Genomic DNA, 22,357 nt, shown 5'->3' with positions numbered 1-22,357 from the left:
CGCTGGGATGAGAGGGGAGGGAGGGGCTGGTCAGGAGGCCGGGACGGCGGCGGCGCGCCGGCGTCGGCGGTCGCGCACCGCCAGCGCCGTGAGCAGGCCGAACTGCGAGAGGATCGCGGTGGCGGCCACCGCGGAGTCCCAGAAGTGCGGGTCGTCCAGGGCGCCCGCGCTGATGCCGTGGGCGAGTCGGACGGCGAATCCGGCGATCACCGGGGCGATCCCCTTGAGGACGACGGCGATCATCAGCGTGGCGCCGAGCACGACGAACGGCGCGTAGCGGCGGGCCATGGCGCGGTCGTGCGCGGTCCAGCCGGACTCGTCCGTGGCGCGTTCCGGACGGCCGAGCCGGCGCCACAGCGTGTTGCGCAGGTAGGCACGGGTGAGGGCGTGCAGGTCCGGGCAGCGCAGCAGCACGGTGACCACGTGGTAGAGGTCGGTCTCCATGAAGACCATGACCTGCCAGAGCATCCGCAGCAGCGTCATGTACGCCAGCGCGCAGGCGATCCGGCCGATGTCGGTGACGCCTGCGTGCGCGAGCCGGTCCGCCTCCCCCACGCCGATGAGTGCGGCGAAGTAGAGGGCGTCGGCAACCAGTCCGGCGCAGAACGGCAGAATCCGCCGCGCTCTGGGGACGCCCATCAGGCCGGCCAGGGTGGTTTCGAAGACGACGAAGACCAGCCGTCGCCCGATGCTCAGCCGGCTGGGCAGGTTCAGCCGGCGGCCGGCCAGGACGTGGAACGACTCGTGCCAGGCCACGCCGACCAACTGGCCCGCGAAGATGGTGAGTTCGATGACGACCAGCGAGCTGCTGAAGAATACGGCGGACGGGGTGGGGTGCAGCCCCGGCGTCCGTGCGGCGATCCAGCCGGCCACCGCCACGACCAGCGTGTACAGGACCCAGGCCGGCGCGGAGAACGCCAGCCGGCCCAGCCGGTGGCCGCGTACCACGGTGGCGGGCGGCGGCTCGTCGCCCTCGGCGGGTTCGGGGTCGGCGGGGTCGCGCAGGAATTCCAGGTCCCGCAGCGTCTCCACCAGATCCTCGATGTCGGCGCGTTCGCCGTACGTTTCCAGGTACCAGTCACCGACCCGCGGAATACTTTCGCCATTCTGCAAATGACGGACCACCGCTGCGGCGTCGGCCGGGAAAACCGCGAAGGAATCGATCTCGGGGCGGCCGATGACGATTTCGTCGCCCTCCTCGACAAAGGTCAGTGCATGGAATCGAATTCGCTCTGCTGCATCCACCGCGCCTCCCGGCCGTCGGTCCTCCGGCAGCCGGGCGTCCGCCGGCCCGAGGTCCTGTGTCCGCTGTCCGGGATCCCGTGTCCGCTGACCGGGACCCCGGGCGGCGGACACGGGACCGTGTCATCAGGCTGCGTTGCAGGGGCCACCGCCGTAGAACGCGGTTGCCGTGCTGGTCAGACGCACCGGACCGGTCTTGCGCACCTGGAGCTTCTTCATGGCTGTCCCTCCTTCCCGAGTGAGAAACGACGAATGCGTACCGAGCACAGCTGGCGTGAGTCACCTCCCGACGGGGTGTCATGTCAGCTGCAGCGTCAGCATGGCGGCGACGTATTCAGACTGTCAATCGGTCTGAATGCGCGAATTCCGGGGCTTCCTGAGAATTCCGGTCAACGATCTCGACTCGCGCATCAGAAGGCACAGGAGAAACGTGCGCAGCACGGTCGGCCGACGCGGGTGGGGGACGTCCGTGAATGGGCGGGGAAAGCCACCGTGCTCAGGTCGCGGAAACGACAGAGCCGCCCGGGGTGACCAGGCGGCGCAGGGCGTGCAGGGTGACTGTCGTGTGCTCGGGTGGTTGGGGTCAGGTGCGGTCGGGTGCGCGGCCGAGGGTGCGGATGGGGTGGGTGAGGAGGAGGGCGGTGGCGGTGAGGGCGGCGGCGGCTGCGCCGACGAGGAGGACGTGGTGGGTGCCGAAGGCTTTGACGGCGGGGCCGGCGAGGGCGCTGCCGACGGGGTACATGCCGACGGAGCCGGCGACTTCGTAGGCGTGGACGCGGTTGAGGACTTCGCCGGGGACCTGGGTCTGGACGCTGGTGGCCCACATGACGCCCCAGATGCCGATGCCGATGCCGACGGTGGTCTGGGCGAGGGCGAGGAGCCAGACGGGTGCGCCGAGGACGATGCCCAGGGGGTAGAGGGGGTAGGCGAGCATGGCGGTGGCGCCGGCGGCCAGCGGGCGGGCGGGTTTGTAGCGGATGGCGAGGAGGCCGCCGGCGACGGTTCCGGCGCCGAGGGCGGCGTTGATGAGGCCGAAGGCGGTGGCGCCGTGGGCGGGGACGATGACGCCGGCGGCGATGGAGAGTTGGGGTCCCCAGGACAGGACGGCGAAGAACATCCAGATGACGATGACGCCCCAGAGCCAGCTGCGGGAGCGGAATTCGTGCCAGCCGACGACGAGGTTGCGCCACAGGCTCTCGCCGGCGGGTGGGGCGGGGACGACGCCCAGGCGCAGGGCGAAGAGGCAGGTGGCGCTGGTGCCGTAGGCGGCGGCGGAGATGATCATGACCCAGCCGGTGGAGGCGGTGCCGACGAGGAGGCCGGCCAGGGCGGGGCCGCCGAGGCCGGTGAGGGCCTCGGAGGTGCGCAGGACGCCGTTGGCGCCCTGGACGTCGCGGGCGACCAGGGGGACGGTGGAGGAGGCGCCGGGTTGGAACATGGCGTTGGCGGTGCCGGCGATCATCAGCAGGGCGTAGAGCTGCCAGAGGTGGTCGATGCGGTGCAGGAAGAGGACGGCGAGCAGGATCTGGGTGGTGAGGTTGGTCAGGTCGGCGGCGATCATCATCCGGCGGGCGGTGAAGCGGTCGGCCAGGACGCCGCCGAACAGCACCAGGGCGGCGAAGGGGCCCACCAGGAACGCCATCGCGTATCCGGCGGTGCTCAGCCCGTAGCCGCCCCTGAGCAGGCCGGCCGAGACCGCCACCGGCAGCATCGCCCAGCTGAGCAGGCCCGCGCTGCGCGCGGTGAAGTAGTAGCGGAAGTTGCGGGACCAGATGGCCGGTTCGCCGCCCGGCGGGTCCTGGGGCCGCGCGGACGCCTGCGCGTCGGTGTGGTCGGTCAACGGTTCGGTCATGACTCTTCAGTGCTCCAGCCGTAGCTCGTGGTCGTCATCGGTCGGATGGCTACTGGACGGCCGGCGTGGGCAGTTCTCCCACGGTGACCAGTTCCAGGCCTCGTTCGAGCAGGCCCTCGATGATCGAGGGGAGGGCCTGGACGGTCTGGCCGCGATCGCCGGCGCCCTCGTGCAGCAGCACCACCGAGCCCGGCCCGGCGGCGTCCAGCACGGTCGCGGCGATCCGCTCCGGCCCGGGCCTGGACCAGTCGCGGGAGTCGACGTCCCACAGCGTCAGGGTGCTCGGATGTCTCTCCAGGGTGGTGAGCACCTCGGGGTTCAGCGAGCCGTAGGGCGGACGGAACCGGGTCGGGGCCTGGCCGGTCACCTGGGCCACCGCCTCCGTCGTCCGGTCGAGCTGCTCGCGCAGCTGACCAGGTGTCAGGTCGAACAGGAAGGGGTGCGACCAGGTGTGGTTGCCCACCTCGTGACCGGCCCCGGCGATCCGGCGCACCTCCTCGGGCAGCGCCGCGACGTGGAGACCGACGCAGAAGAACGTCGCCCGGGCGCCGTAGCGCTCCAGGATCTCCAGCACCCGGCGGGTGTGCACCGGATCGGGGCCGTCGTCGAAGGTGAGCGCGACCCGCGGGGTGTCCCGGTGTCCGTGCTCGAAGCAGCGCCCGGCCGCCGTCATGGCCGCCACGATCGGTTCGCCGCGCCGCACGCCCTCGTGGTACTCGTCGGCGCGGCCGGTCAGGGTGCCGCCTTCGGCGGTCACCCGGGCCAGCGCGCCGGGCGCGCTGTGGGCCTGCTGCGCCAGCCGGTCGGCCGCCACGGAGCCGAACCGCGGCCGGGTCGGCAGCAGCCAGGGGTCGGCGCGGTAGACCTCGAGACCGGCTGCCGTCATCGGCCCGTCGAGCAGGCCGTTGGTACTGTCCAGGACCACGGCCGGCGGCTGCCCGTCCTCGAAGTCCCGCAGCCAGGCGATGAGTTCGGCGACCTGGCCGCCGCCCCAGCTGCTCGGCTCGGCGGCCCGCTGCCCCGCCGCGTCGAGGACCTCGACCCGGTAGCCCTCGTCCGTCCAGGCGATGCCCGCATACCGCGTGCTCATACCTCCCCCAGTGCGATCGCCTCGCCGACGACCAGCCGTTCGACCCCGCGCAGGAACTGCTCCATCCCCTCGCGGGTGATCACCGCCGGGTCGGCCGTCATGGCGAGATCCAGGGCGCCGGGGGCGGTCAGCACGTCGACCGCCACCGACACGTTCACCCGCGCCGGGAACTCGGTGGGCCAGCTCAGTTCGGTCCGGCCGATCAGTTCGCCCAGTGCGGCGCGCGGCCGCTCGACGGTGTCGAAGGGCCCGGTGCCCGGGTCCCGGGTGTCGTTCCACCAGCACGAGTGGTCGGCGGCCTCGCCCCGCTCGGCCATCACCGCCACCTCCCGCTCCAGCGCCCACTTGTCGTACCCCGCGTGGCGGAACGAGCTGAACGCGACGGACCGCGTCCGGCGTACCGCGTCCCTGAAGTCCCGGTCCGCGTCGGTGAGAAGGAACAGGGCCTCCTGCGCGACCGTGCTGACCGCGGCGGCGGCGGACGGCTGGAACCGGTTGCTCACCACCACCTGGAACACCGCGTCGCCGCTGCCGGACATCCTGGCCAGCTGGTGGGCGGCGGCGCCCAGCAGCAGCGCCGAATCGCTCACCCCCAGCTCCTCCGCCACCCGGGTGACGGCGACCGCCAGCGCGGGCGAGCGCAGCAGCGCGTTGGGGAAGCGCCGGGCCGGATCGGCGGCGAGGCCCGGCGCCGCCGGGTTCGGGAACATCTTCCGCGGGCCGACGGTGAGTTGCTCGCACCAGTAGCGGCGCGCCGCCTCGTCCCGGCGACGGCCCAGCGGCGACGCCTGGACCTCCGCGGCCTCCAACGGCTGCAGGGCCGGGCGGTCCGCGCGCAGCGACTCGGCGGTCGCTCCCGCCTCGATCAGCTGCAGGTCGCGGACCATCCGGCCCTGCCCCCAGTAGTCCATCCCGGCGTGCGAGGCCGCCAGCACCAGCCGGTGCACCAGGCCCTCGCACTCCACCAGGCCGACCCGCAGCGGCCACTCCCGCTCGTGGTCGAAGGCACGCCCGGCCAGCTCCCCGAGCAGCGCGGCGCTGACCGCCGGGGCCTGCTCCGGCGCGCAGCTGCGGATCTGCACGGGGAGCTCGCCGGAGCCGTCCACCACCTGCTCCAGGCCGTCCACGCCGGCCGGCAGGAACCGGGTGTGCAGGCTGTCGTGGAGCAGCAACAGCTCCGTCAGGTCCGCCAGCACGCGGGAGACCGGGCGGGGCGGGGAGACGGGCAGGTCGATCGGCAGGTTGTACCGGGGGGCGTCGTCACCCAGCCGTGTCACGACTCCCCAGATCGCCCGCTGCCCCCAGGTGGCCGGGGCTGTCCCGGCTCGCGCGGAGTCCAGTCTGATGGACTGCTCGTTGACCGTGGTCATCGTGTTCTCACCCTTCCGTTCGATTGCCTCGTCCGATGTCTGTCGGAGCAGCACGTGAGCCCCGCGCATCGGGGTCGAGCGAGTCCGCCACGACCGGTCGTGGCGGACTCGCTCGACCCCGACCCGCAGGGTGGGGTTACTTCTCGCCGGTGGCGAAGAGCGCGACGTGACTGCGGCCGGAGCGCGGGTCGGTGTCGCAGAGCACGACCCGCCGATAGGCCTGCTGCCACTCCTGCCAGTGCTCGGCCAGCTCCAGCCAGAGGCTGGTGCAGTAGCTGCCCGGGGCCGCCCGGTGCACCGCGGTGCGCTCCGGGACGTCCTCGGTGACCCAGGGTCCGAGCACCAGGAGGGTGCCGTCCTGCGCGCCGCTCAGGCCGAGGGTCTCCTCGTCGAGCGCGGCCGCCGCCGAGGGGGCCGACCGCGCCCGGACGAACCGAAGTCCGTCCTCGGTGGAGGCCCCGAGGACCAGTGCCGCGGCCGAGTCGACCAGCGGCGTCTCCTGGACCAGCGGGAAGGCCGTCGGCAGGGTGGTCTGCTCCAGCACCGCCAGGACCACCTCCGCGGCCCGCCCCGCACTGTGGTACGCCGAGGCGACCCGCAGTGCGGTGAAGGGCGCGGCCAGGCCCTGCTGGGCGATCGCGAAGTTGGCCGCCCGGCCGCCGAGGCGGTCGGTCAGGTACGGCGCGACGGCGGTGAACGGCACCACGTCCGGGAGGGCGTGGGTGACGATCAGCAGCTCCGGCCGGCTGCGGCCGACGCCGTCGTCGGCGGCGAGCAGGTCGGCGAGGTCGCGGTGCTGGACGTGTGCGCCCCGGTTGAACAGCTCCTCGTCCGGCTTCTGCCCGAAGGGGGCGAGCAGGTCGTGGAAGTAGCCGAGCGCGGCCGGGGTGTCACCCGGCCCGCGGCCCTGCGGCGCGCGCACCGCGGCGGCGGCCCGGACGGCGAGTCCGGTCATGACGTCCCCTCTCCTTGGCGGAGTGCGGCCTCGACGTAGTCGGCGAAGGACCGCATGGTCCGCAGATGGTCGATGTCGAGGTCCTCCGGGTCGACCGAGATGCCGGTCGCCTCCTCGACGGTCATCAGCAGCCCCAGCACGGAGGAGGAGTCGAGCCGCAGCTCGTCGAAGAGCGCGGTGTCCTCCGTGAGCCCGGTGACCGACCGCTCCAGGACCTCGCTGAGCGCCTTCTCGATGGTGGCCAGTACTTCCTGACGATCCATCAGCTCTCACCCGCCGCGCGGTGGGTGATCACCATCGCGCCGAAGGTGGCGCCCAGGCCGACCGAGACCAGCAGGTAGTGCGCGCCGTCCACCAGGCGTCCGGCGTCCCGCAGGGTGGTGTAGTTGACGAAGACGTCGGAGGCGAAGGTGTGGCTGAAGCGCGGGACGTTGTCCAGGAAGACCTTCTCCGGCGCCACCTCCAGCTCCTTGATGGTCTGCCGCCAGGCCAGCTTGTTGACGTTGTGCGGGATCACCAGGTCGACCTCGTCGAGCGTCAACCCGGCCTCCGCCACCGCCTGGTGGATGACCTCGGCGATCCTGGCGCCGTACTGCTCCCCGAACACGGTGTTCTGCTCGGGGGTCAGCTCCAGCCACTGGGCGTACTCGCCCAGGGTCCGGGTGGCGAACGAGCGGACCACGTCGCCGTCGCCGTCCAGGGTGATCAGGCAGGAGGCCGCGGCGTCGGCCATGATCGAGGTGTTGGGCACGTGCTGGACGATCGGCGAGTAGGCCTGCTCGCCGGTGACCATCAGGGCGTACGCACCCTCGGTGCCCTCCGCGCGGAGCAGTTCACCCAGCACCTCGATGGCGCCCAGGCTGCTGACGCAGGCCTGGTGGCTGAGGCCGAAGGCCTCGGTGCCGGCGAGACCGAGGTCGTCGCTGACCACCTGCGCGATGTCCACGTCGGCCGGGGCCACCGCCTGGGTGACGTGGGCGTAGGCCAGGTACTCCACCCGGCCGCCCTCCGGGAGGGCGGCCAGGGCGCTGCGCGCGGCGGGCCGCAGCAGGTCGATCAGTGGGAGCTCCGGGTCGAAGCGCAGCGTGTCCAGCCCGTAGAACTTGCGGAACACGCCCAGTTCGGCCCGACGCAGACCCAGCCGCTCGCCCAGCTCCTCGATCCGCACGCTGCGCTCGGGCAGGTACGACTCGATGCGCTCCAGGGTGATCCGGCGATCGGCGGTCGGACGGCTCATCAGGCCGTCGCGATCTCGGCGCGGATCAGCCACAGCCGGTTGGCGCCGCGACGGTTCCTCGGCTGGACCTGGTACGGCCAGCGGCCCTCACCGGCGCCGGGCTGGCCGGGCTCGCGCAGGTCGGTGGTCTTCCAGCCGTTGGCGGTCAGGAACTCCTCGGGCTCGTCGGTGCCGAAGATCCACGGCGTGCCGTCGGCGGCGAGGGTGTCCAGGAAGGGCTTCGAGAACGGGCTGCGCAGCAGGGCGCGCCCGAGGATGTCGAAGGCCAGGTGGCTGCCGGGGGCCGAGGCGGAGGCGAGCAACTGCAGCAGCCCGGCGGCCTGCTCCTCGGTGAGGAAGAAGGTCAGCGCCTCGGCGACCCACAGGGTCGGGCGGTCACGGTCGAAGCCCGCGGCCTCCAGGGAGGGCATCCAGTCGCCGGTGAGGTCGGCGGAGACCTCGCGCCGGTCGGTGCGCGGCTCGGCGCCCAGGGCGTCGAGCCGGCGGCGCTTCTCGGCGATCAGCAGGGCGTGGTCGACCTCGTAGACCTCGGTGCCCTCCGGCCAGTCGAGCCGGAACGAGCGGGTGTCCATGCCCGCCGCGATCAGGACCACCTGCTGGATCCCGCTGGTGGCGAGGACGTCGCGGATGGCGTCGTCCAGGTACCGGGTCCGGATCGAGATGAACGGCAGCAGGCCGCCGCCGGCGTAGCGCTCGATCAGCTCGAAGCCCCGGGGTGCGGCCAGGTCCTGGGCCAGCGGGTCGACGAACAGCGCGTCCTCGCGCTCGGACTCCTGCGCGCGGGCCGCGGCCATCCACTGTGCGGTGTACGAGACTGCATCCATGGTGAAAGATCCCTCCTCGGGATCAGGCGAAGAACGCCTTCTCGATGGTCGCGAGGGTCTGGAAGTCCTCGATGTCGATGTTGTCGAAGTCGACCTCGATGCCTGCGGCGTCCTCGATGGTGTAGACGAGTTCGACGAAGGCGAGCGAGTCGACGAGCCGGCTCTCGATGAGGTCGACGTCGGCGGCGAGCTCGGTGCGCTCGGGGTGACGGCCGAGGATCCAGTCCCTGACCTTGTCGATACCTGCGGAACTCATGGCATTCCCTTCAGAGTTGGTCATCAAGAGAGTGGTGGTGGTCGAGTGCGGCGGTGGCGGCCGCGACGGCGATCGCGAAGCCTCCGTCGTGGCTGATGCTGACGTCGATCGGGCCTAGGTCGGCCTGCCGGGCCAACTCGGCCGCCCCGCCCGAGAGTCGGACTCCGGGCCGGCCGCCGGGACCGCGCAGGACCTCGATGCCCTGCCAGGGCACCGGCCGTCCGACGGCGCCGAACAGCTTGAAGACGGCCTCCTTGGCGGCCAGCCGTCCGGCGATCCCGGCCTGGTCGGGCGCGCCGTCCGGGGTCCGGGAGGCGGTCACCTCCTCGGTGGAGAGGAACCGCCTGAGCACCGGACCGATGTCGGGGTCCAGCAGCTCGCGGACCCGGGAGAGCGGCACGAGGTCGACGCCGATCCGCGGCCGCGGCGCGACCGGTGGGGTCACGACGGGTCGGCGGCGGCGCGCACGGCGGCCAGCGCGGCGTCGAGGTCCTCGTCGAAGTGCTCGGTCAGGACGGCGACCCAGCGCTCCAGGCCGAAGGCCACGCAGGAGGTGTAGGCGTGCTCACCGGACTCCAGCCGGATGCCGCACCGCTCGCCGAAGAAGTTGCGGTGGGTGTTGACCGAGGCGATCGCCAGGTCGCCGTACTGGAACTCGTACTTGACCGGGCTGAGCTTCTGCAGCAGGGCGCGGCCGTTGTCGTTGCGGAAGAACGGGTCGCCGGCCGGCACCTTGCCCAGGTCGATCCCGAGCGCGCCGGCGAAGGCCTGGATCCGCCCGGTGAAGCCGGCCAGCACGTCCTGGGTGTGCTGGAAGCTGCCGAGCGCGACGATCTCGCGCATCTGGAAGCTGGCGAGGCGGCGCAGCCCGCCGTAGTGGTCCTCGTTGCGGAAGCAGCGGTTGACCAGGGTCACCAGGGTGTCGTCGGCGACCTGGTCGCCCTCGTGGAAGAGGTACGCGCCGTAGCAGGTGGCGTGCGGCAGTCCGTACCGCGCCTCGGTCACCGAACCCGGCCCGAACTTGCCCTCCACCGGCTTGAAGTGATCCTCCGTCAGATCAAGTGAGCCGGCCACCCAGGCGAGCTGGGGGAAGTTGGTGTAGACGTCGAACTTCTCCAGGTCGGTCACCGGGAAGAGCGGCGGGGCGCTGATCTCCTCGGCGCCGGCCGCCAGGCCCCAGCCGGCGAAGACCCGGTCGAGCTCCTTGACGAGCCTGGTGGCCGGCGGCCCGAGGATGGCCAGCGCGGGTGCGCCGTCGCTCCCGGTCAGGCGGTTCATCGGATGAGTCCCGTCTTTTCGAGGTACTTGGTGGTCTTGCGGAAGGTGCGCGACTCGGCCTCGGCCCGGGCCGGCGACTCCATCAGGGCCCGGCGCAGCTCGTGCGGGTTCTCCAGCCCGGCGTCGCGGTAGACCTGCGGGTGGTAGAGCGAGTCGAAGCTGTGCTTGAGGTAGCGGCGCAGGTAGGTGGAGACGTCGGCCAGTTCCTGTTCGGTGGCGGTCTGCTTCAGGTCCTGGTGCAGCAGGTCGACCAGCTCGCGGCCGAAAGCGATGTGCCGGGACTCGTCCTGGTGGTGGATCCGGTTGATGCCGCGGATCGTCTCGTGCAGCCGCTCGTCCTCGGCCATCGCCGAGTTGAAGTGGTCGACCAGCTCCTCGAAGATCAGGATGCGGGCGAACACCAGCAGGCTCTGGATCTTGGCCGAGGGCTCGGAGGCCTCCGCGCCGGCCGGCTGCCGGTAGATCTTCTTGCCGTAGCGCAGGCAGAACTCGGCGAAGAACCACATGTGCTCGTTCTCCTCACCGATGAAGTGGTGGAAGAACTCCGACGGCGTTTCGAAGCCGGCGGTGTGGATACGGCCGACCACCTCGATGAGAAGTTCGCGAATGCCGTGCACATTGAGGCTGTAGAAATTGATGCTCTCGTGCTTGGAAAGCGTGTGGAGCTGTTGCGGAGTGAGCTTCTCGGCCCATTCCGTCCCATAGGTGGTGGTGAGCTCGGGGCTCATCCACCACATGTCCTCGGGAAGTCGGTCCGGCCACTCGAACAGCCGGTACGGGTTGTAGTAGTCGTCGATCGACTTGGTGGCGAGGCGGTCCAGGATTCCCCGGAACCGGTCGTTTCGGTCGATCACATCGCTGACCATCGCGCGATGGCTCCGTTCGCCTCGGGGTCTCTTCTGTGATCTCAGAGTAGGGATTCCGGTTAGGGTTCCTCAATGCCCGAAACCGGCTGCCGAATTCGGTCAGTGGGCAGCTCTGGGTGGATTTGGGCGGGCATCGGCGCGATGCGCGGCGAGTTCCGCGCGCAGGGCGGCGTTCTCCCGCTCCAGCCGCGCGAGGTGATCCTGGACCGGGACCAGCGCGTCGGAGAGTTCGCGCTTGCTGAAGCGGGGCGTGATGTGGTTGGGGCAGTTCCAGGCGACGCCCTCGACCCGGATGGTGACGAGCTGTTCGACCGTGCCGTCGGTGCGCGGCGAGTCCAGGCGCTCGGCGAGCGCGGGGTCCTGGCCGGGCGGCACGGCGGTGGCGTGGCCGAACACCTTGAGCCGGGTCTGCCGGGCGTGGTCGATGAAGAAGAGCGCGACCCGGTCGTCGGCGCGCAGGTTGCCGGTGGTGATGTACTGCCGGTTGCCCCGGACGTCCAGATAGCCCAGCGTGTGTTCGTCCAGGACATGGACGAACCCCGGCGGCCCGCCCCGGAACTGGATGTACGGCCAGCCGGTCTCGCCCACGCTGGCGAACAGGAAGCCGTCCAGGCTGCGGATGAAGTCGGCCTCGGCGTCGCTGAGCGGCTCGGGCTCCTCGTCCGCCCCCCGCAGCTGGCGGCCGGCCGCGGCGGCGCTGCCCATCTCCTGCTGGACCTGACGCACCGTCGAGGTGAACGCGAGTCTGGCGAACCGGCTCATGCGGCGCTCCTCAGGACCAGGTCGACCAGGCCGGTCCGGGCGGCCAGCACGCCGGCCTGGAAGCGGCTGGTGGCCGACAGATCCTGCATGATCGTGGCGACATGGCGGCGGAAGGTCCGCTCGGACATGCCCACCCGGCGCGCGATCACCTCGTCCTTGGCACCCGAGGCCAGCAGGTCGAGGAGGGTCACCTTCAGGTCCTCCAGCGTCCCGGCGTAGCCGGCCGCGCCGGAGTCGAAGTCGAACGCGGACTCCCAGGCCCGGGCGTGCAGTGCGGCCAGGAAGGCCGCGACCGCGCCCTCGTAGACGACGGCGATCGCGTCGCCCTCGCCGGCCGGGATGAACGCGGTCTTCCGGTCGAAGACCAGGAAGCGGTCGTGCACCTCCTTGGTGGTGCGCACCTGCCCACCCGCCGGCAGGAGGTCGCCGATGTGCGCGCGGGTGTCGGAGTCGCCGCGGGCGGTGTGGGGGTAGAGGATCCGTCCCTGCGCGCCGCGCCGCAGCGCCTCCAGCACCAGCGGACGGGCCAGTTGGAGTTCGCGGGTCTCGTGGGCCACGCAGGGTTGCATCACCAGGACCTCGGTGGTGCAGCCCTGCGCGGCCTCCAGCAGCCGCAGTTCGATCTCCTCCGGGTCGTCGGTGATCACCACCGGCTCGGTGCGGGTCCTGGTCTGCTTCTGATAGGCCGCCGCGAAGGAGCTCAACTGCCCCTTGAATCCGGCGAGTCGGCGGCGGCTGTCATGGATCTCCCACTCCAGCGGGACCAGGAGCTCCATCTGGGCGGCCTCCGGGCTGACCGCGACCAGCCGGTCCGCACCGCCCTGCGCCGGCTTGACCAGGTGCAGTTCGCGCAGCGCGCCGACCGCCTGCTCGGCGCGCTGCAGCGGGACGCCCAGCTCCTCGGCGATCCCGGACGGGGTGAAGTCGGCGCGCCCGGCGACGCGTTCGTAGAAGGCGACGACGAACTCGTCGGCGGTGCCGACTCGTTGGCCTTCCTGACGTAGGGTCTGCGTGCTGAATTCCATCGTCATCTCACTCTGATCGCGCGGATAGGTCGGCAGGACCGAAGGAGAGGGGCCCGGAGCGCCCCGGACGGGCGGCGGTGGAGGGCACCGTGAGCTGTGGCAACGTGTCACCTCATGGATCGGCACGGGGAACGGTCTTGTGGTTGCGACTACCGTACGGAGACGACCTGGTTGGGCCCCTACAGCCGGGCCAGAGGCGTCGAAGCCCCCGCCCGGCCGATCGCCGCCGGGCGGACCCGCGCTGACCTGCGGGTCCGCCCGGCGCCGCCGACCGGCCCACGGGAACCGGCAGAACTGCGGTAACTGCCGCAGCAGTTGTCCTGCCGCCGGGCCGGCGACCGGCGGACGCCGGTGTTCAGCCGATCCGGACCCCGCCCATCGCCCGGGAGAGCCGCAGCACCTCGCGCCAGTGCTCGAGCGCCTCGCTCCGCTCGCCGAGGGCCGACTGCGCGTGGCCCAGCGCCAGTTGGCTGCGCGCCTCGCCCGGCCGGTGCCCGGTCTCGCGGTGCAGGGCGAGTGCGTCGCGCCCGATCTCCAGGGCGGTCCGCGACTCGCCCAGCCGTACCCGGACGCAAGCCAGGACGTTGAGCGCGCAGCCTTCGAGCATCCGGAACTCCGCCTTGCGGGAGAGCGTGACGGCGCGCTCCGCGGTGCGCAGGGCGGTCTGCGGCTCCAGGCGCGCCTGGACCGTCGCGAGCCCGACGAGAGCCGCGACCTGGGGGAACCGGTCGTTCACGACCTCGGCGAGGTGGAGCGCCTCCCGGTAGCTGTCGGCCGCTTCGGACAGATCGTGCGCGCGCTCCTGCGCGGCGCCCAGCGCGAAGTAGGCGTTGGCCTCCAGCCGCCGGTTGCGCAGCGCCTGGGCGGCGGCGAGGGCCGTGTGGGCCAGCAGCCGTCCGGTGGAGTGGTCGCCCAGGTCGGTGTGCGCGCCCGAGAGACAGCTCAGCGCCACTGTCTCACTGAGCTTGTTGCCGCTCCTCAGGTGGATCGGCAGCGCCTCGCCGAGCACCCGGATCGCGTCCCTCGGGCGTCCCAGCGCGCGGTAGGCGATCCCCAGATTGGTGTGCGAAACCGCCTCTCCACCCGCGGAGTTGAGGTCCCGGAAGAGCTGGGCCGCATGCGAGAAGTGCTCGGCCGCCTCGTGCAGTCGCCCGAGCTTCCAGCAGATCAGCCCCAGGTTGGTGACGTCGTCGGCGGTCCCCGCCCCGTTGCTGCGCCGGGTGAGTTCACGCGCCTGGCACAGGTAGTCGGAGGCCAGCCGCATGGCGCCGTTCTCCTGGTGCGCGGCGCCGATCCGGCGCAGCGCCAACGCCTGGCCGTCGGGCCAGTCGGCCTGCCGCGCGAGCTCCAGCGCGCTGCCGAACAGTTCCATGGCCTGCGCGTTGTTCGCCAGCATCCAGTGGCAGTCGGCGCGCCGCAACTGGGCGGCGGCCTGGGCCCGCAGCTCGCCGTCGGCGACGGCGGCGAACAGGCTTGCGGTCGCGACCTTGAGGCAGTCGCCCGTGTACATCCCCACCGAGAGATAGCTGTGCAGGCTCTCCGCCAGCCGCCAGGCGATGGTGGTGAAGCCGGTGCCGGACGCCTGCAGGACGGCGCCGGCCAGGTTCTCCCGCTCGCTGTCCAGCCACTCCGAGGCCTGGCCGTCGTCGGCGAGAACCAGCGCGGCCGAGGGAGCCGTCCCGGCGGACGGCTCCGAGGCCGGCTGCGCCGGATAGAGCAACCGGGCCGCCGCGTCGGTGTGGTAGAGGTACCAGTCGAAGAGCCGCTGCCGGGCGGCGTGCGCCTCCTCCCGGCCCACCAGCTCGCGGGCGTAGGACCGCAGCAGGTCGTGCAGGCCGAACCGGCTGGCCGCCCGTTCCTGCACCAGATGGGCGTCCGTCAGGCTGACCAGCAGTCCGGCGGATTCGGCCGAGGTCGAGTCCGCGAGCGCCGCCGCGCCGTGCACGGTGAGGTCGGGGCCGGGCATCAGGCTGAGGAGCCGGAACACCCGCTGCGCCCCGGCCGGGAGCGCGCGGTAGGAGAGGTCGAAGGCGGCCCGGACCGTCGAGCGCCGGTCGCCTTCGATGTGCAGCCGGCTGAGCATGTCGTCACCCGCCAACTCGGCGCAGTACTCGGCGATTCCGGCATTGCGGGCGAGCAGGTTGGCGCCGGCGATCCGGATCGCCAGTGGCAGCCCGCTGCACACCCGCACGAGCCGGTCGGCGGCCTCCTCCTCGGCCGCGACCCGGCTCTCCCCGATGGTGCCGGCCAGCAGTTGGCGGGCCTCGTCCGGATCGAGCACGTCCAGGCCGAGTTGGCGCGCGCCGTCGCTCGCGACCAGTCCGGCGAGCTGGCTGCGGCTGGTGATCACCACCGCGCAGCGCTGGGCGCCCGGGATGAGCGGCCTGACCTGTTCGGCGTCCCGCGCGTTGTCCAGCACGATCAGCATCTGCTTGTCGGCGAGCAGGGTGCGGTAGAGCGCGGCGGCCTCGTCCTCGTCCTCGGGCAGCTGGTCGGGGGGTGCGCCCAGGGCCCGCAGGAACTGTGCCAGGACCTCCCCGGGACGCAGCGTCGGGAGCGCGGAATGGCCGCGCAGGTCGACGAAGAGCTGCCCGTCCTCGAAGTGCTCACGCCGCGCGTGCGCCCACTGCGTGGCGAGGGCGGTCTTGCCGACCCCGGGTGCGCCGACCACCGCCACCACGTGCGAGCGTCGCGCCTGGTCGGGCGCGACGAGGGAGTCCAGCTCCCGCATCTGCCGTCGCCGTCCGACGTAGGAGTCGGCCTTGGCGGGCAGTTGGGCCGGGGGCGGGCCGGACAGCGGCGGCCGGTCGGCGGTCACGGGGTGGTCGGGGCGCTGCGCGAGGGGCAGTTGCTGGCGCAGCACGCGCAGGTGGGCGTCGCGGACCTCGGCGCTGGGTGCGATGCCCAGCTCCTCGTCGAGCCGGTCGCGCAGGCGGTTGAACACGTTGAGCGCGGCGGCCTGCTCCCCGCAGCTGGCGAGGGTGAGCATCAGCCGGGCGTGCAGACCCTCGTGCAGCGGCTCGGTGTTGACCAGGTCCCAGAGCACCCGGACGGCCTCCTCGGGACGGCGCAGCAGCAGCGCCGTGTCGGCGTGCAGGAGCGCCGCCTCGACCCGCCGCTCGTTGGCCGCCACCGCGGCCGGATGCTGGCGCAGCACCGGGTCCGCGTCCGCGAGTACGGGCCCGCGCCAGCACTGCAGGGCCTGCGTCAGCGCCTCGTACGCGGCCCTGGGGTCGGGCGCGCGGTGCACGCGCTTCGCCTGGGCCAGCAGCTCGTCGAACTGGCCCAGGTCGATCTGGTTCCGGGACGCCTCCAGCAGGTAGCCGGTGGGCGTGCGGACGACGGTCGGCGGCGGGACGGTCCGCAGGCCGGCCGGCTCCAGCAGCTGGCGGACCTGGCTGACGTAGGTGTGGATCAGGCTCTGGTGGGAGCTGGGAGGGCCGAACGGCCAGAGGGTGTCGGTGATTTCCTGCTGGGTGGACGGCTCGGGGTGCTTGAGCGCCAGCAGGCCCAGCAGCCGGCGCAGCATCGGGCTGGTGACCGGCACGGGGGTCTGGCCGCGCTGGAGGGTGAGCGGGCCGAGGATCAGCAGGCGCGGGCGCGCACCGGCGCGCGGCGCGGCGGTGCGGGCGGCGGCCTGCAGGTCCGCCAGCTCGCCGCCGCTCAGCCCCAGCGTCTCGGCCAGCCGGTGCAGGGTGCGCGCCTGGGGCCGCTGGACCCGGCCGCGCTCGATGTCGCGCAGCGCCCTGGTGCTGACTCCGGCCCGTAACGCGGCCTCCTGCTGGCTCAGCCCGGCCCGTCGGCGGAACGACTGGAGCCGTGGGCCGAACGCGTCCGGCTCGCCGGCCGGACCGCCGCGGGCCAGTCCCGTGGCCGACATCCTCTCTGACATGGCATCCCCCTCATCCGGTGACCGCGCCCTGTCGGTCATGACCGGCGGCGGCAGTGCGGGCCGTGCGTGGCCGATTCCGCAGGGGATTTCGACCAACGATCAGTTTGGACTAGACCAATGAGCCAGGCAAGGGACAATCCGCCCGCCCGGGCGCGGCCCCTCCGGGGCGGCCGGGCTGGGCACCCAGGGTGAGGGTGTGCGCCTGTGCGTGAGAGGCGCGCGGTTCCGGCCGTGCCGTGGAACGCTGGAAGCAGTGCCGCGGTCCGATCGACCGGTCGGTTCCGCCCGCCAAGGAGGCTCCGATGACCAGTAACGACGTCAACCAGCCGCCGCCCGGAAGTTTCGTCCCGAACCCCACGCGCAGCGGCGTCAGATCGGGCCTGACCCTGTTCGCGGCGGTGATGATGATGATCGGCGGGAGCATGGCGGTCTTCGAGGGGATCACCGCCATCGCCAAGGACGACCTGTTCGTCCGGACGGCGAACTACACGTTCAGCTTCAGCCTGACCAGCTGGGGCTGGATCCACCTCGTCCTGGGCATCGTGCTCTTCCTCGCGGGCTGCGCGCTGATCAGCGGGGCCGTCTGGGCGCGTGCCGTCGGCGTCGTGATGGCGGCTCTCGTCCTGATCGCCAACTTCCTGTGGCTGCCGTACTACCCGTTCTGGGCCATCGCCCTGATCGCCCTGAACATCTTCGTCATCTGGGCCCTCTGCGCCGGGACGCTGCGCGAGGGCCGGTACTCCTGAGGACGCCGGACGCTCTTCCCCCGGGCGGATCGCCGCACCGGGGGAAGGGCGGGGGAGGCTCAGGCCGGGGCCAGGCTCCCGGCGTCGCTCGCGGTCCAGTCGACGGCGGCCTCCCGCAGGGGGGAGACCAGGCCGCGCCAGACGAGGACGACGAAGCGGCTGAACGAGTAGCTGGGCTGGAAGTCCTCCAGGTGCAGCGGGGCCGCGCCGATCCGGCCGGTCACTTCGCCGCCCTCGGGACAGCTCAGGTCGGGCGGCAGGTCGCCGGCGTCCCTGAGCAGGGTCATCAGCTCGGCGGAGATCCGGAAGTCCAGTTGCTCGGCCTCGCCGGTGATCATCGACCGGAAGACCGCGCCGGCGGCGAGGTCCAGCTCCAGGGCGGCGCGCAGGGCGGTGGGGTCGGGGCGGGCGTCCTCGGGCAGCGAGCGCAACAGGACGGCGACGGCGGCCTCCAGGAAGCGCTCCAGGGCGGCGGCGTCCCGCACCAGGCGGTGCAGCAGCGCCTCGTAGTGGGTCTCCTGGCGGCCGTACAGTTCGCCGCTGCCGACCTCGATGGCGAGCTCGTCCTCGATCAGCCGGCGGTCGATCCGGTCCGGCTGCTGCCAGGACTGCCGGTAGTTGACGGCGATCGCGTGTGCCACCGGGTCGGGCGCGCGGTCGAAGAGGAACTCGCGCAGCAGCTCGCACAGGTCCACCACGCGGACGTCCGAGGTGGCGTTCAGCAGCCGCAGCGTGCAGCGCAGCAGGGACTTCTGGAAGAGGTAGAGGCAGAACCGGAACTCCAGTCCGCGCAGCCACTCCTCCTCGGTCATCGTGGCGTGGGAGACCACCGTCTCGCCGGTCAGCTCCGGGTCGCTGACGTCCACCGGGAGCCGGCGGACGACGATCTTCTGCTCCTCCCGGAACTTCTCCCGGGTGTAGTCGGTGTTGTTCAGCAGGAGCAGCGGGAAGATGATCGGCGCGCCGCCGGCGCTGAGCACCTCCTCGGTGCCGGTGAGGAAGCTGGCGTAGGTCTCGCCCGGCATCCCCCAGATCAGGTCGGTGTAGGTGGGGATGCCCAGGTCGCGGAACTCGCTCTGGAGCTTGCGGAAGTGGTCGGGGCGGATGTTGGAGCGGTTGCCCAGTTCGAGGGCGGTGGGGCTGAAGGACTGCGCCGACAGCGTCACCGGCGCCAGCAGGCCGCCGTCCCGCAGCAGACCGGCCATCTGGACGATCCGCTTGTTGCAGTTCTTCGCCCAGGTGACGAAGAAGTCGACCCGCTTGTCGTACTTCCGGCAGGTGTCCACCAGGAGTTGGGCGATCTCGACGTCCCGGGGCAGGATGCCGAAGTTGGCGTCGGCCAGGGCGAGCATCATGTGCGGACCGGCCAGCCGGATGATCCGGTCGAGGTCGGCGGCGATCCGCTCCATCGGGAACTGGCGGACCTTGGAGTTGGTCGCGCCACCCCAGTAGCAGAACGCGCAGCTGTAGGGGCAGCCGCGGTTGGTCTCGTACACCAGTAGGGTGGTGGTGGCCAGTTCGGCGTCCGAGTAGACGGAGATCGGCGAGGGCACGGTGGCCAGGTCGGTGATCCGGTCGGCGGCCTTGGTGGTGACCAGCCGCCGGTCGGCGCCGGTGCCCGACCAGTAGCTGAGCCCGTCGACCGAGGCGAGGTCGGCGCGGTCGTCCAGCAGGGCGCGGAGCAGCTCGACGAAGCGGAACTCGCCGTCCCCGTGCACCAGGACGTCCGTCCAGGGCGCCTCGGCGAAGAGCGCGTCCTGCTGGTAGCTGACGTCGTTGCCGCCCATCACGATCCGGCAGTTCGGCCAGGCCAGCTTGACCCGGCGGGCGAGTTCGACGGACTTGGCCCGGTTCCAGAAGTAGACCGTGAACGCGACGACCAGCGGATCGTCCAGCGCGGCGAGGACCTGCTCGCAGGCCTGCTCGAAGAGCGACCCCCGGGAGAGCAGGGCGTGCCGGGTGAACGTGCAGCGGTCCGCGACCTCGGGGACGGCCTGGGCGGCCGCCTGCAGATAGCCCAGCGTGGGGCTGTAGCCGGCGCCGGCGATGGTGGTCAGGTCCACCAGATGCACCTGGCGGGAACGGGTGCCCATGCGTGCCGTCACCTCGACGTGGTGAGGTCGGCGGACTCGGCGGGACGCGGCGGCCTGACCACGCCGGCGGCGGGCTGCTCGCGCCGCAGGCCGAGCCGGGGCGAGGTGACCAGGCGCAGCCGGGAGTCCTCGTCGTAGAGGTCGCGCGGCCGGATCTCGACCAGGCTGAGGTTGTCCTCGCCGTTCGCCGCGTCCGCCGCCGGGGCCTGTCCCCGGCCGTGCTTGGCGTCGTAGAGGTCGGAGATGCCGCCCACGATCTCGACGAACGCCGCGTTGGGAGTGATCGCCTGCTCGGCGGGCGTGCCGGTCAGCTTCTGTGCGAGCCAGAAGTAGCCGGCCTGGCCCTGGTACTGGTCGTACATCCGGGCGACCATGGCGAGCATCCGGGTGTAGCTGTGGCGGTAGAGCGACTCGTAGAACGTGCCGGCCTCGCTCTCGGTCACCTCCCCGTCGAGCACCGCGACGATCGAGGCGGCGGCGAGCAGCGCGCTGTAGGAGGCGAGGTGCACGCCGCTGGAGAGCAGCGGGTCGAGGAAGCAGGCCGCGTCGCCGGCCACGAAGTAGCCGGGGCCGCAGAACGTGTCGGAGACGTAGGAGTAGTCCTGCTCGACCTTCGCCGGGGAGATCCGGGTGTCGCCCGCCAGCAGCGAGCGGACCGTGTCCGACTCGTCGACGAGGGCGGTCAGCAGGTCTTCGAGCGAGTCGTGCGCGCGGCGGCGCTCGCGGAAGGCGCTCTCGTGCATGACGAACCCGACGCTGCGCCGGCCGCCGCGCAGCGGAATGACCCAGTACCAGCCGTCCGGCGAGGAGATGATGTTGCTGCCGCCCTGCGGGGTGTCCGGCAGCAGCTCCTCGCCGTCCCAGTAGCCCCAGATGGCCACGTTGCGGAAGACCTCGTGCCGGGTGCGGTTGCGGAAGTGCTGGGCGGTGAGGACGCCGGCCCGGCCGGAGGCGTCGACGACGTGCTCGAAGCGGGTGGTGTGCAGCCGGTCGGGGTCGTCGCCGCTGACCCACTCGGCGGCCACCGGGCGGTCGTCCTCGAAGACGATCCGCTTGACGGCGGCGTTCTGGACGACCCGGGCGCCTTGTTCCGACGCATTGTTCAGCAGCAGGTGGTCGAATTCCGAGCGGTCCACTGACCAGGACCTTACTTCGGGGCCGAACAATTTCGTCCAGTCCGCACTCCAGTCTTTCTCGGCGCCCCAGCGGAACAGGCCGCCGTGCTTGTTCATGAAGCCGAAGTCGTCGACTTTCTGTGCGGCTCCGGCGAGCTCCAGAACGGCCCGGCAGGACGAAGCCAGGGCCTCGCCGATGTGGTAGCGGGGGAATACCTCCTTCTCCAGCAGGAGGACGTCGACGCCCGCCCGGGCGAGTAGTGCGGCCGCTAGTGAGCCGGCCGGACCACCGCCGATCACCAGGACCTTCACCGAGGTTGCAGTTGGCTCCACTTGACTCTCCATCAGGTCGGTGTCGACAGGGGGTTGGCGCCCACTGTAGAGGCCGTGTGGCCCCGCGTCGCACCCGCGATTAGGCCAGTCGAGGGCATCGTGATCCGCAGTCGGGAAAAGGTTTCGCGATCCTGTGGAAGGGAAGCCAGATGGCCGGTCAATGATCGTCATATGGGTGGAGTTGTTAGCCCATATGGTGTTCTCCGAAGAGTTCATGCGAATGGATGAGTCGATTTGATCATGACCCAGAGTCGGGGGCCGCTATAGTTCCAGTTGTTCGCGCACGTCGTTTTGAGGTCCGGATGGTGACTGGGGCGACTTTTGCGTGGGCAGTCGCTGAAATCGTGCGTTCACGTAGAACAAAGGAAGGGTTCCCTCATGACCTCAACCCGACGGCTTGCGATGGCCGTCCTGTGCTCCACCTCCCTCGCCGCCGCCCTGGTGGCGGCGACCCCCGCGGTGGCGAGCGCGCCGGCCTCGCAGCGCGCCGCGTGTGGTGCGTCGGCCTCGGACTACGACGGGACCTTCGCGGGCGCCTTCGACAACAACGCGGCCGCCACCCTCTCGGCCACCTTCGCCGCGCCCCGGTCGGTCACCACCCACTGGTCCGTCCAGGGCTGGGACGGCTCCGGCAAGGGAGAGTACGAGCTCAGTGCCACCGGTCCGGAGTGGACGAACTCCAACACCGTCGACGGCCCGCTCACCGGTGTGGACAACGAGGTCTACCGCAGCGTCAGCGTCAGCTGCGCCAACGGCGGCGGCACGGTCACCTCGATCGCCGGCATCGTCGACTCCGGTAAGGCACAGATCCCGTTCACGATCGACCGGCAGTAGTCCCGACCGGCCGTCCGCGCGGACGGCCCGTCGTACCTCCTCGGCCGCTGACATGTGTCCCCAGTAGAAAGGCTTTCCCATGATGTCGATCCGACGGCTCGCGCTGCCGCTCGCCTGCGCCACCGCCCTCACCGCCGCGCTCGTGGCGGCTTCCCCCGCCATGGCCGTCCAGCCGGCGCAACACCGTGCCGGTGCCTGTGGCGCGGCTGACCAGGACTACAACGGCAGCTTCTCGGGCACCTTCGACAACGCGCCCGGCGACACCATCAACGTGACGTTCTCCGCGCCGCAGTCGGTCCAGACGAACTGGACCGTGGAGAGCTGGACGGGCAACGGCAAGGGCACCTTCGAGCTCACCAACGCTGGCGTGAAGTGGAACAACTCCGACCTGATCTCCGGCCCCGCCACCGGCGTGGACACCGAGGACTTCCACAGCACGGCCGTCAGCTGTGATGACGGCACCAGCGAGGTCGCCACCATCCACGGCGAGGTCGTCGCGCCGACCGGGAACGGCACGGTGCGGTACGCCTTCACGGTCACCCGCCAGAGCTAGTCCCGGCAGAGCGTTCGCACGCGAGGGCTGGGCC

General features: G+C 71.5%; 20 protein-coding genes. 3 read left to right on the top strand and 17 right to left on the bottom strand.

What is annotated here, in order from left to right:
- Positions 1 to 30 precede the first annotated feature (30 nt).
- From BS80_RS10085 to BS80_RS10015, 15 genes are all read right to left on the bottom strand, one after another.
- Positions 31 to 1,245 (bottom strand): hypothetical protein, encoded by a 1,215-nt coding sequence (locus BS80_RS10085; RefSeq protein WP_035795681.1) that lies wholly within the window; start codon positions 1,243 to 1,245, stop codon positions 31 to 33.
- Between the two features lie 580 nt (positions 1,246 to 1,825).
- Positions 1,826 to 3,094, bottom strand: coding sequence for an MFS transporter (locus BS80_RS10080; RefSeq protein WP_035795679.1), 1,269 nt, complete (start codon positions 3,092 to 3,094; stop codon positions 1,826 to 1,828).
- 49 nt (positions 3,095 to 3,143) lie between these two features.
- Positions 3,144 to 4,184, bottom strand: a complete 1,041-nt coding sequence (locus tag BS80_RS10075; RefSeq protein WP_035795677.1) for a polysaccharide deacetylase family protein — start codon at positions 4,182 to 4,184, stop codon at positions 3,144 to 3,146.
- Positions 4,181 to 5,554: a condensation domain-containing protein gene (locus BS80_RS10070; protein ID WP_035795676.1), complete on the bottom strand. Its 1,374-nt coding sequence runs from the start codon at positions 5,552 to 5,554 to the stop codon at positions 4,181 to 4,183. The genes BS80_RS10075 and BS80_RS10070 overlap by 4 nt, the downstream gene beginning before the upstream one ends.
- Positions 5,555 to 5,690: 136 nt before the next feature.
- Positions 5,691 to 6,509 (bottom strand): hypothetical protein, encoded by an 819-nt coding sequence (locus tag BS80_RS10065; RefSeq protein ID WP_035795671.1) that lies wholly within the window; start codon positions 6,507 to 6,509, stop codon positions 5,691 to 5,693.
- Positions 6,506 to 6,772, bottom strand: a complete 267-nt coding sequence (locus BS80_RS10060; RefSeq protein WP_035795669.1) for an acyl carrier protein — start codon at positions 6,770 to 6,772, stop codon at positions 6,506 to 6,508. Before BS80_RS10060 ends, BS80_RS10065 begins: the two co-directional genes overlap by 4 nt.
- Positions 6,772 to 7,746 (bottom strand): 3-oxoacyl-[acyl-carrier-protein] synthase III C-terminal domain-containing protein, encoded by a 975-nt coding sequence (locus tag BS80_RS10055; protein ID WP_035795667.1) that lies wholly within the window; start codon positions 7,744 to 7,746, stop codon positions 6,772 to 6,774. The genes BS80_RS10060 and BS80_RS10055 overlap by 1 nt, the downstream gene beginning before the upstream one ends.
- The gene (locus tag BS80_RS10050) at positions 7,746 to 8,570 is read right to left on the bottom strand and encodes a class I SAM-dependent methyltransferase (RefSeq protein ID WP_035795665.1); all 825 of its coding nucleotides are present in this window, start codon (positions 8,568 to 8,570) and stop codon (positions 7,746 to 7,748) included. The genes BS80_RS10055 and BS80_RS10050 overlap by 1 nt, the downstream gene beginning before the upstream one ends.
- 22 nt (positions 8,571 to 8,592) lie before the next feature.
- Positions 8,593 to 8,826, bottom strand: a complete 234-nt coding sequence (locus BS80_RS10045; RefSeq protein ID WP_035795664.1) for a phosphopantetheine-binding protein — start codon at positions 8,824 to 8,826, stop codon at positions 8,593 to 8,595.
- A 10-nt stretch (positions 8,827 to 8,836) separates the two neighbouring features.
- Positions 8,837 to 9,271, bottom strand: a complete 435-nt coding sequence (locus BS80_RS10040; protein ID WP_035795662.1) for a holo-ACP synthase — start codon at positions 9,269 to 9,271, stop codon at positions 8,837 to 8,839.
- On the bottom strand, positions 9,268 to 10,104 hold the full coding sequence (locus tag BS80_RS10035) for a class-II aminoacyl-tRNA synthetase family protein (protein ID WP_035795659.1): 837 nt from the start codon (positions 10,102 to 10,104) through the stop codon (positions 9,268 to 9,270). Before BS80_RS10035 ends, BS80_RS10040 begins: the two co-directional genes overlap by 4 nt.
- Positions 10,101 to 10,970 (bottom strand): diiron oxygenase, encoded by an 870-nt coding sequence (locus tag BS80_RS10030; RefSeq protein ID WP_035795655.1) that lies wholly within the window; start codon positions 10,968 to 10,970, stop codon positions 10,101 to 10,103. The genes BS80_RS10035 and BS80_RS10030 overlap by 4 nt, the downstream gene beginning before the upstream one ends.
- 99 nt (positions 10,971 to 11,069) lie before the next feature.
- Entirely contained in the window at positions 11,070 to 11,732 is a 663-nt protein-coding gene (locus tag BS80_RS10025; RefSeq protein WP_035795652.1) for a pyridoxamine 5'-phosphate oxidase family protein, read from the bottom strand.
- The gene (locus BS80_RS10020; protein ID WP_035795650.1) at positions 11,729 to 12,757 is read right to left on the bottom strand and encodes a LuxR C-terminal-related transcriptional regulator; all 1,029 of its coding nucleotides are present in this window, start codon (positions 12,755 to 12,757) and stop codon (positions 11,729 to 11,731) included. The genes BS80_RS10025 and BS80_RS10020 overlap by 4 nt, the downstream gene beginning before the upstream one ends.
- A gap of 355 nt (positions 12,758 to 13,112) precedes the next feature.
- Positions 13,113 to 16,649, bottom strand: coding sequence for a BTAD domain-containing putative transcriptional regulator (locus BS80_RS10015; RefSeq protein ID WP_198045482.1), 3,537 nt, complete (start codon positions 16,647 to 16,649; stop codon positions 13,113 to 13,115).
- A gap of 302 nt (positions 16,650 to 16,951) precedes the next feature.
- On the opposite strand from BS80_RS10015, the gene BS80_RS10010 reads away from it, so the two are divergent.
- Positions 16,952 to 17,395, top strand: coding sequence for a DUF7144 family membrane protein (locus tag BS80_RS10010; protein ID WP_083974479.1), 444 nt, complete (start codon positions 16,952 to 16,954; stop codon positions 17,393 to 17,395).
- A 59-nt stretch (positions 17,396 to 17,454) separates the two neighbouring features.
- On the opposite strand, the gene BS80_RS10005 is transcribed toward BS80_RS10010, so the two are convergent.
- Both BS80_RS10005 and BS80_RS10000 read right to left on the bottom strand, forming a co-directional pair.
- Positions 17,455 to 19,488 carry a B12-binding domain-containing radical SAM protein gene (locus BS80_RS10005; protein ID WP_035795647.1) on the bottom strand — a complete coding sequence of 678 codons (2,034 nt, stop codon included), beginning with the start codon at positions 19,486 to 19,488 and terminating at the stop codon, positions 17,455 to 17,457.
- Between the two features lie 8 nt (positions 19,489 to 19,496).
- Complete coding sequence (locus tag BS80_RS10000; protein ID WP_232246424.1) at positions 19,497 to 20,936, bottom strand: NAD(P)/FAD-dependent oxidoreductase; 1,440 nt, start codon at positions 20,934 to 20,936, stop codon at positions 19,497 to 19,499.
- Positions 20,937 to 21,314: 378 nt separating this feature from the next.
- On the opposite strand from BS80_RS10000, the gene BS80_RS09995 reads away from it, so the two are divergent.
- Together BS80_RS09995 and BS80_RS09990 are read left to right on the top strand one after the other, a co-directional pair.
- Positions 21,315 to 21,770 (top strand): hypothetical protein, encoded by a 456-nt coding sequence (locus BS80_RS09995; RefSeq protein WP_157536125.1) that lies wholly within the window; start codon positions 21,315 to 21,317, stop codon positions 21,768 to 21,770.
- A 79-nt stretch (positions 21,771 to 21,849) separates the two neighbouring features.
- On the top strand, positions 21,850 to 22,323 hold the full coding sequence (locus tag BS80_RS09990; RefSeq protein ID WP_157536122.1) for a hypothetical protein: 474 nt from the start codon (positions 21,850 to 21,852) through the stop codon (positions 22,321 to 22,323).
- Positions 22,324 to 22,357 lie beyond the last annotated feature (34 nt).

The sequence above is a fragment of the Kitasatospora mediocidica KCTC 9733 genome, from assembly GCF_000744225.1.
In the GTDB taxonomy this organism is placed as follows: domain Bacteria; phylum Actinomycetota; class Actinomycetes; order Streptomycetales; family Streptomycetaceae; genus Kitasatospora; species Kitasatospora mediocidica.
The sequence above is the reverse complement of the archived record's forward strand: the minus strand, read 5'-3'. Positions and strand labels throughout refer to the sequence as shown.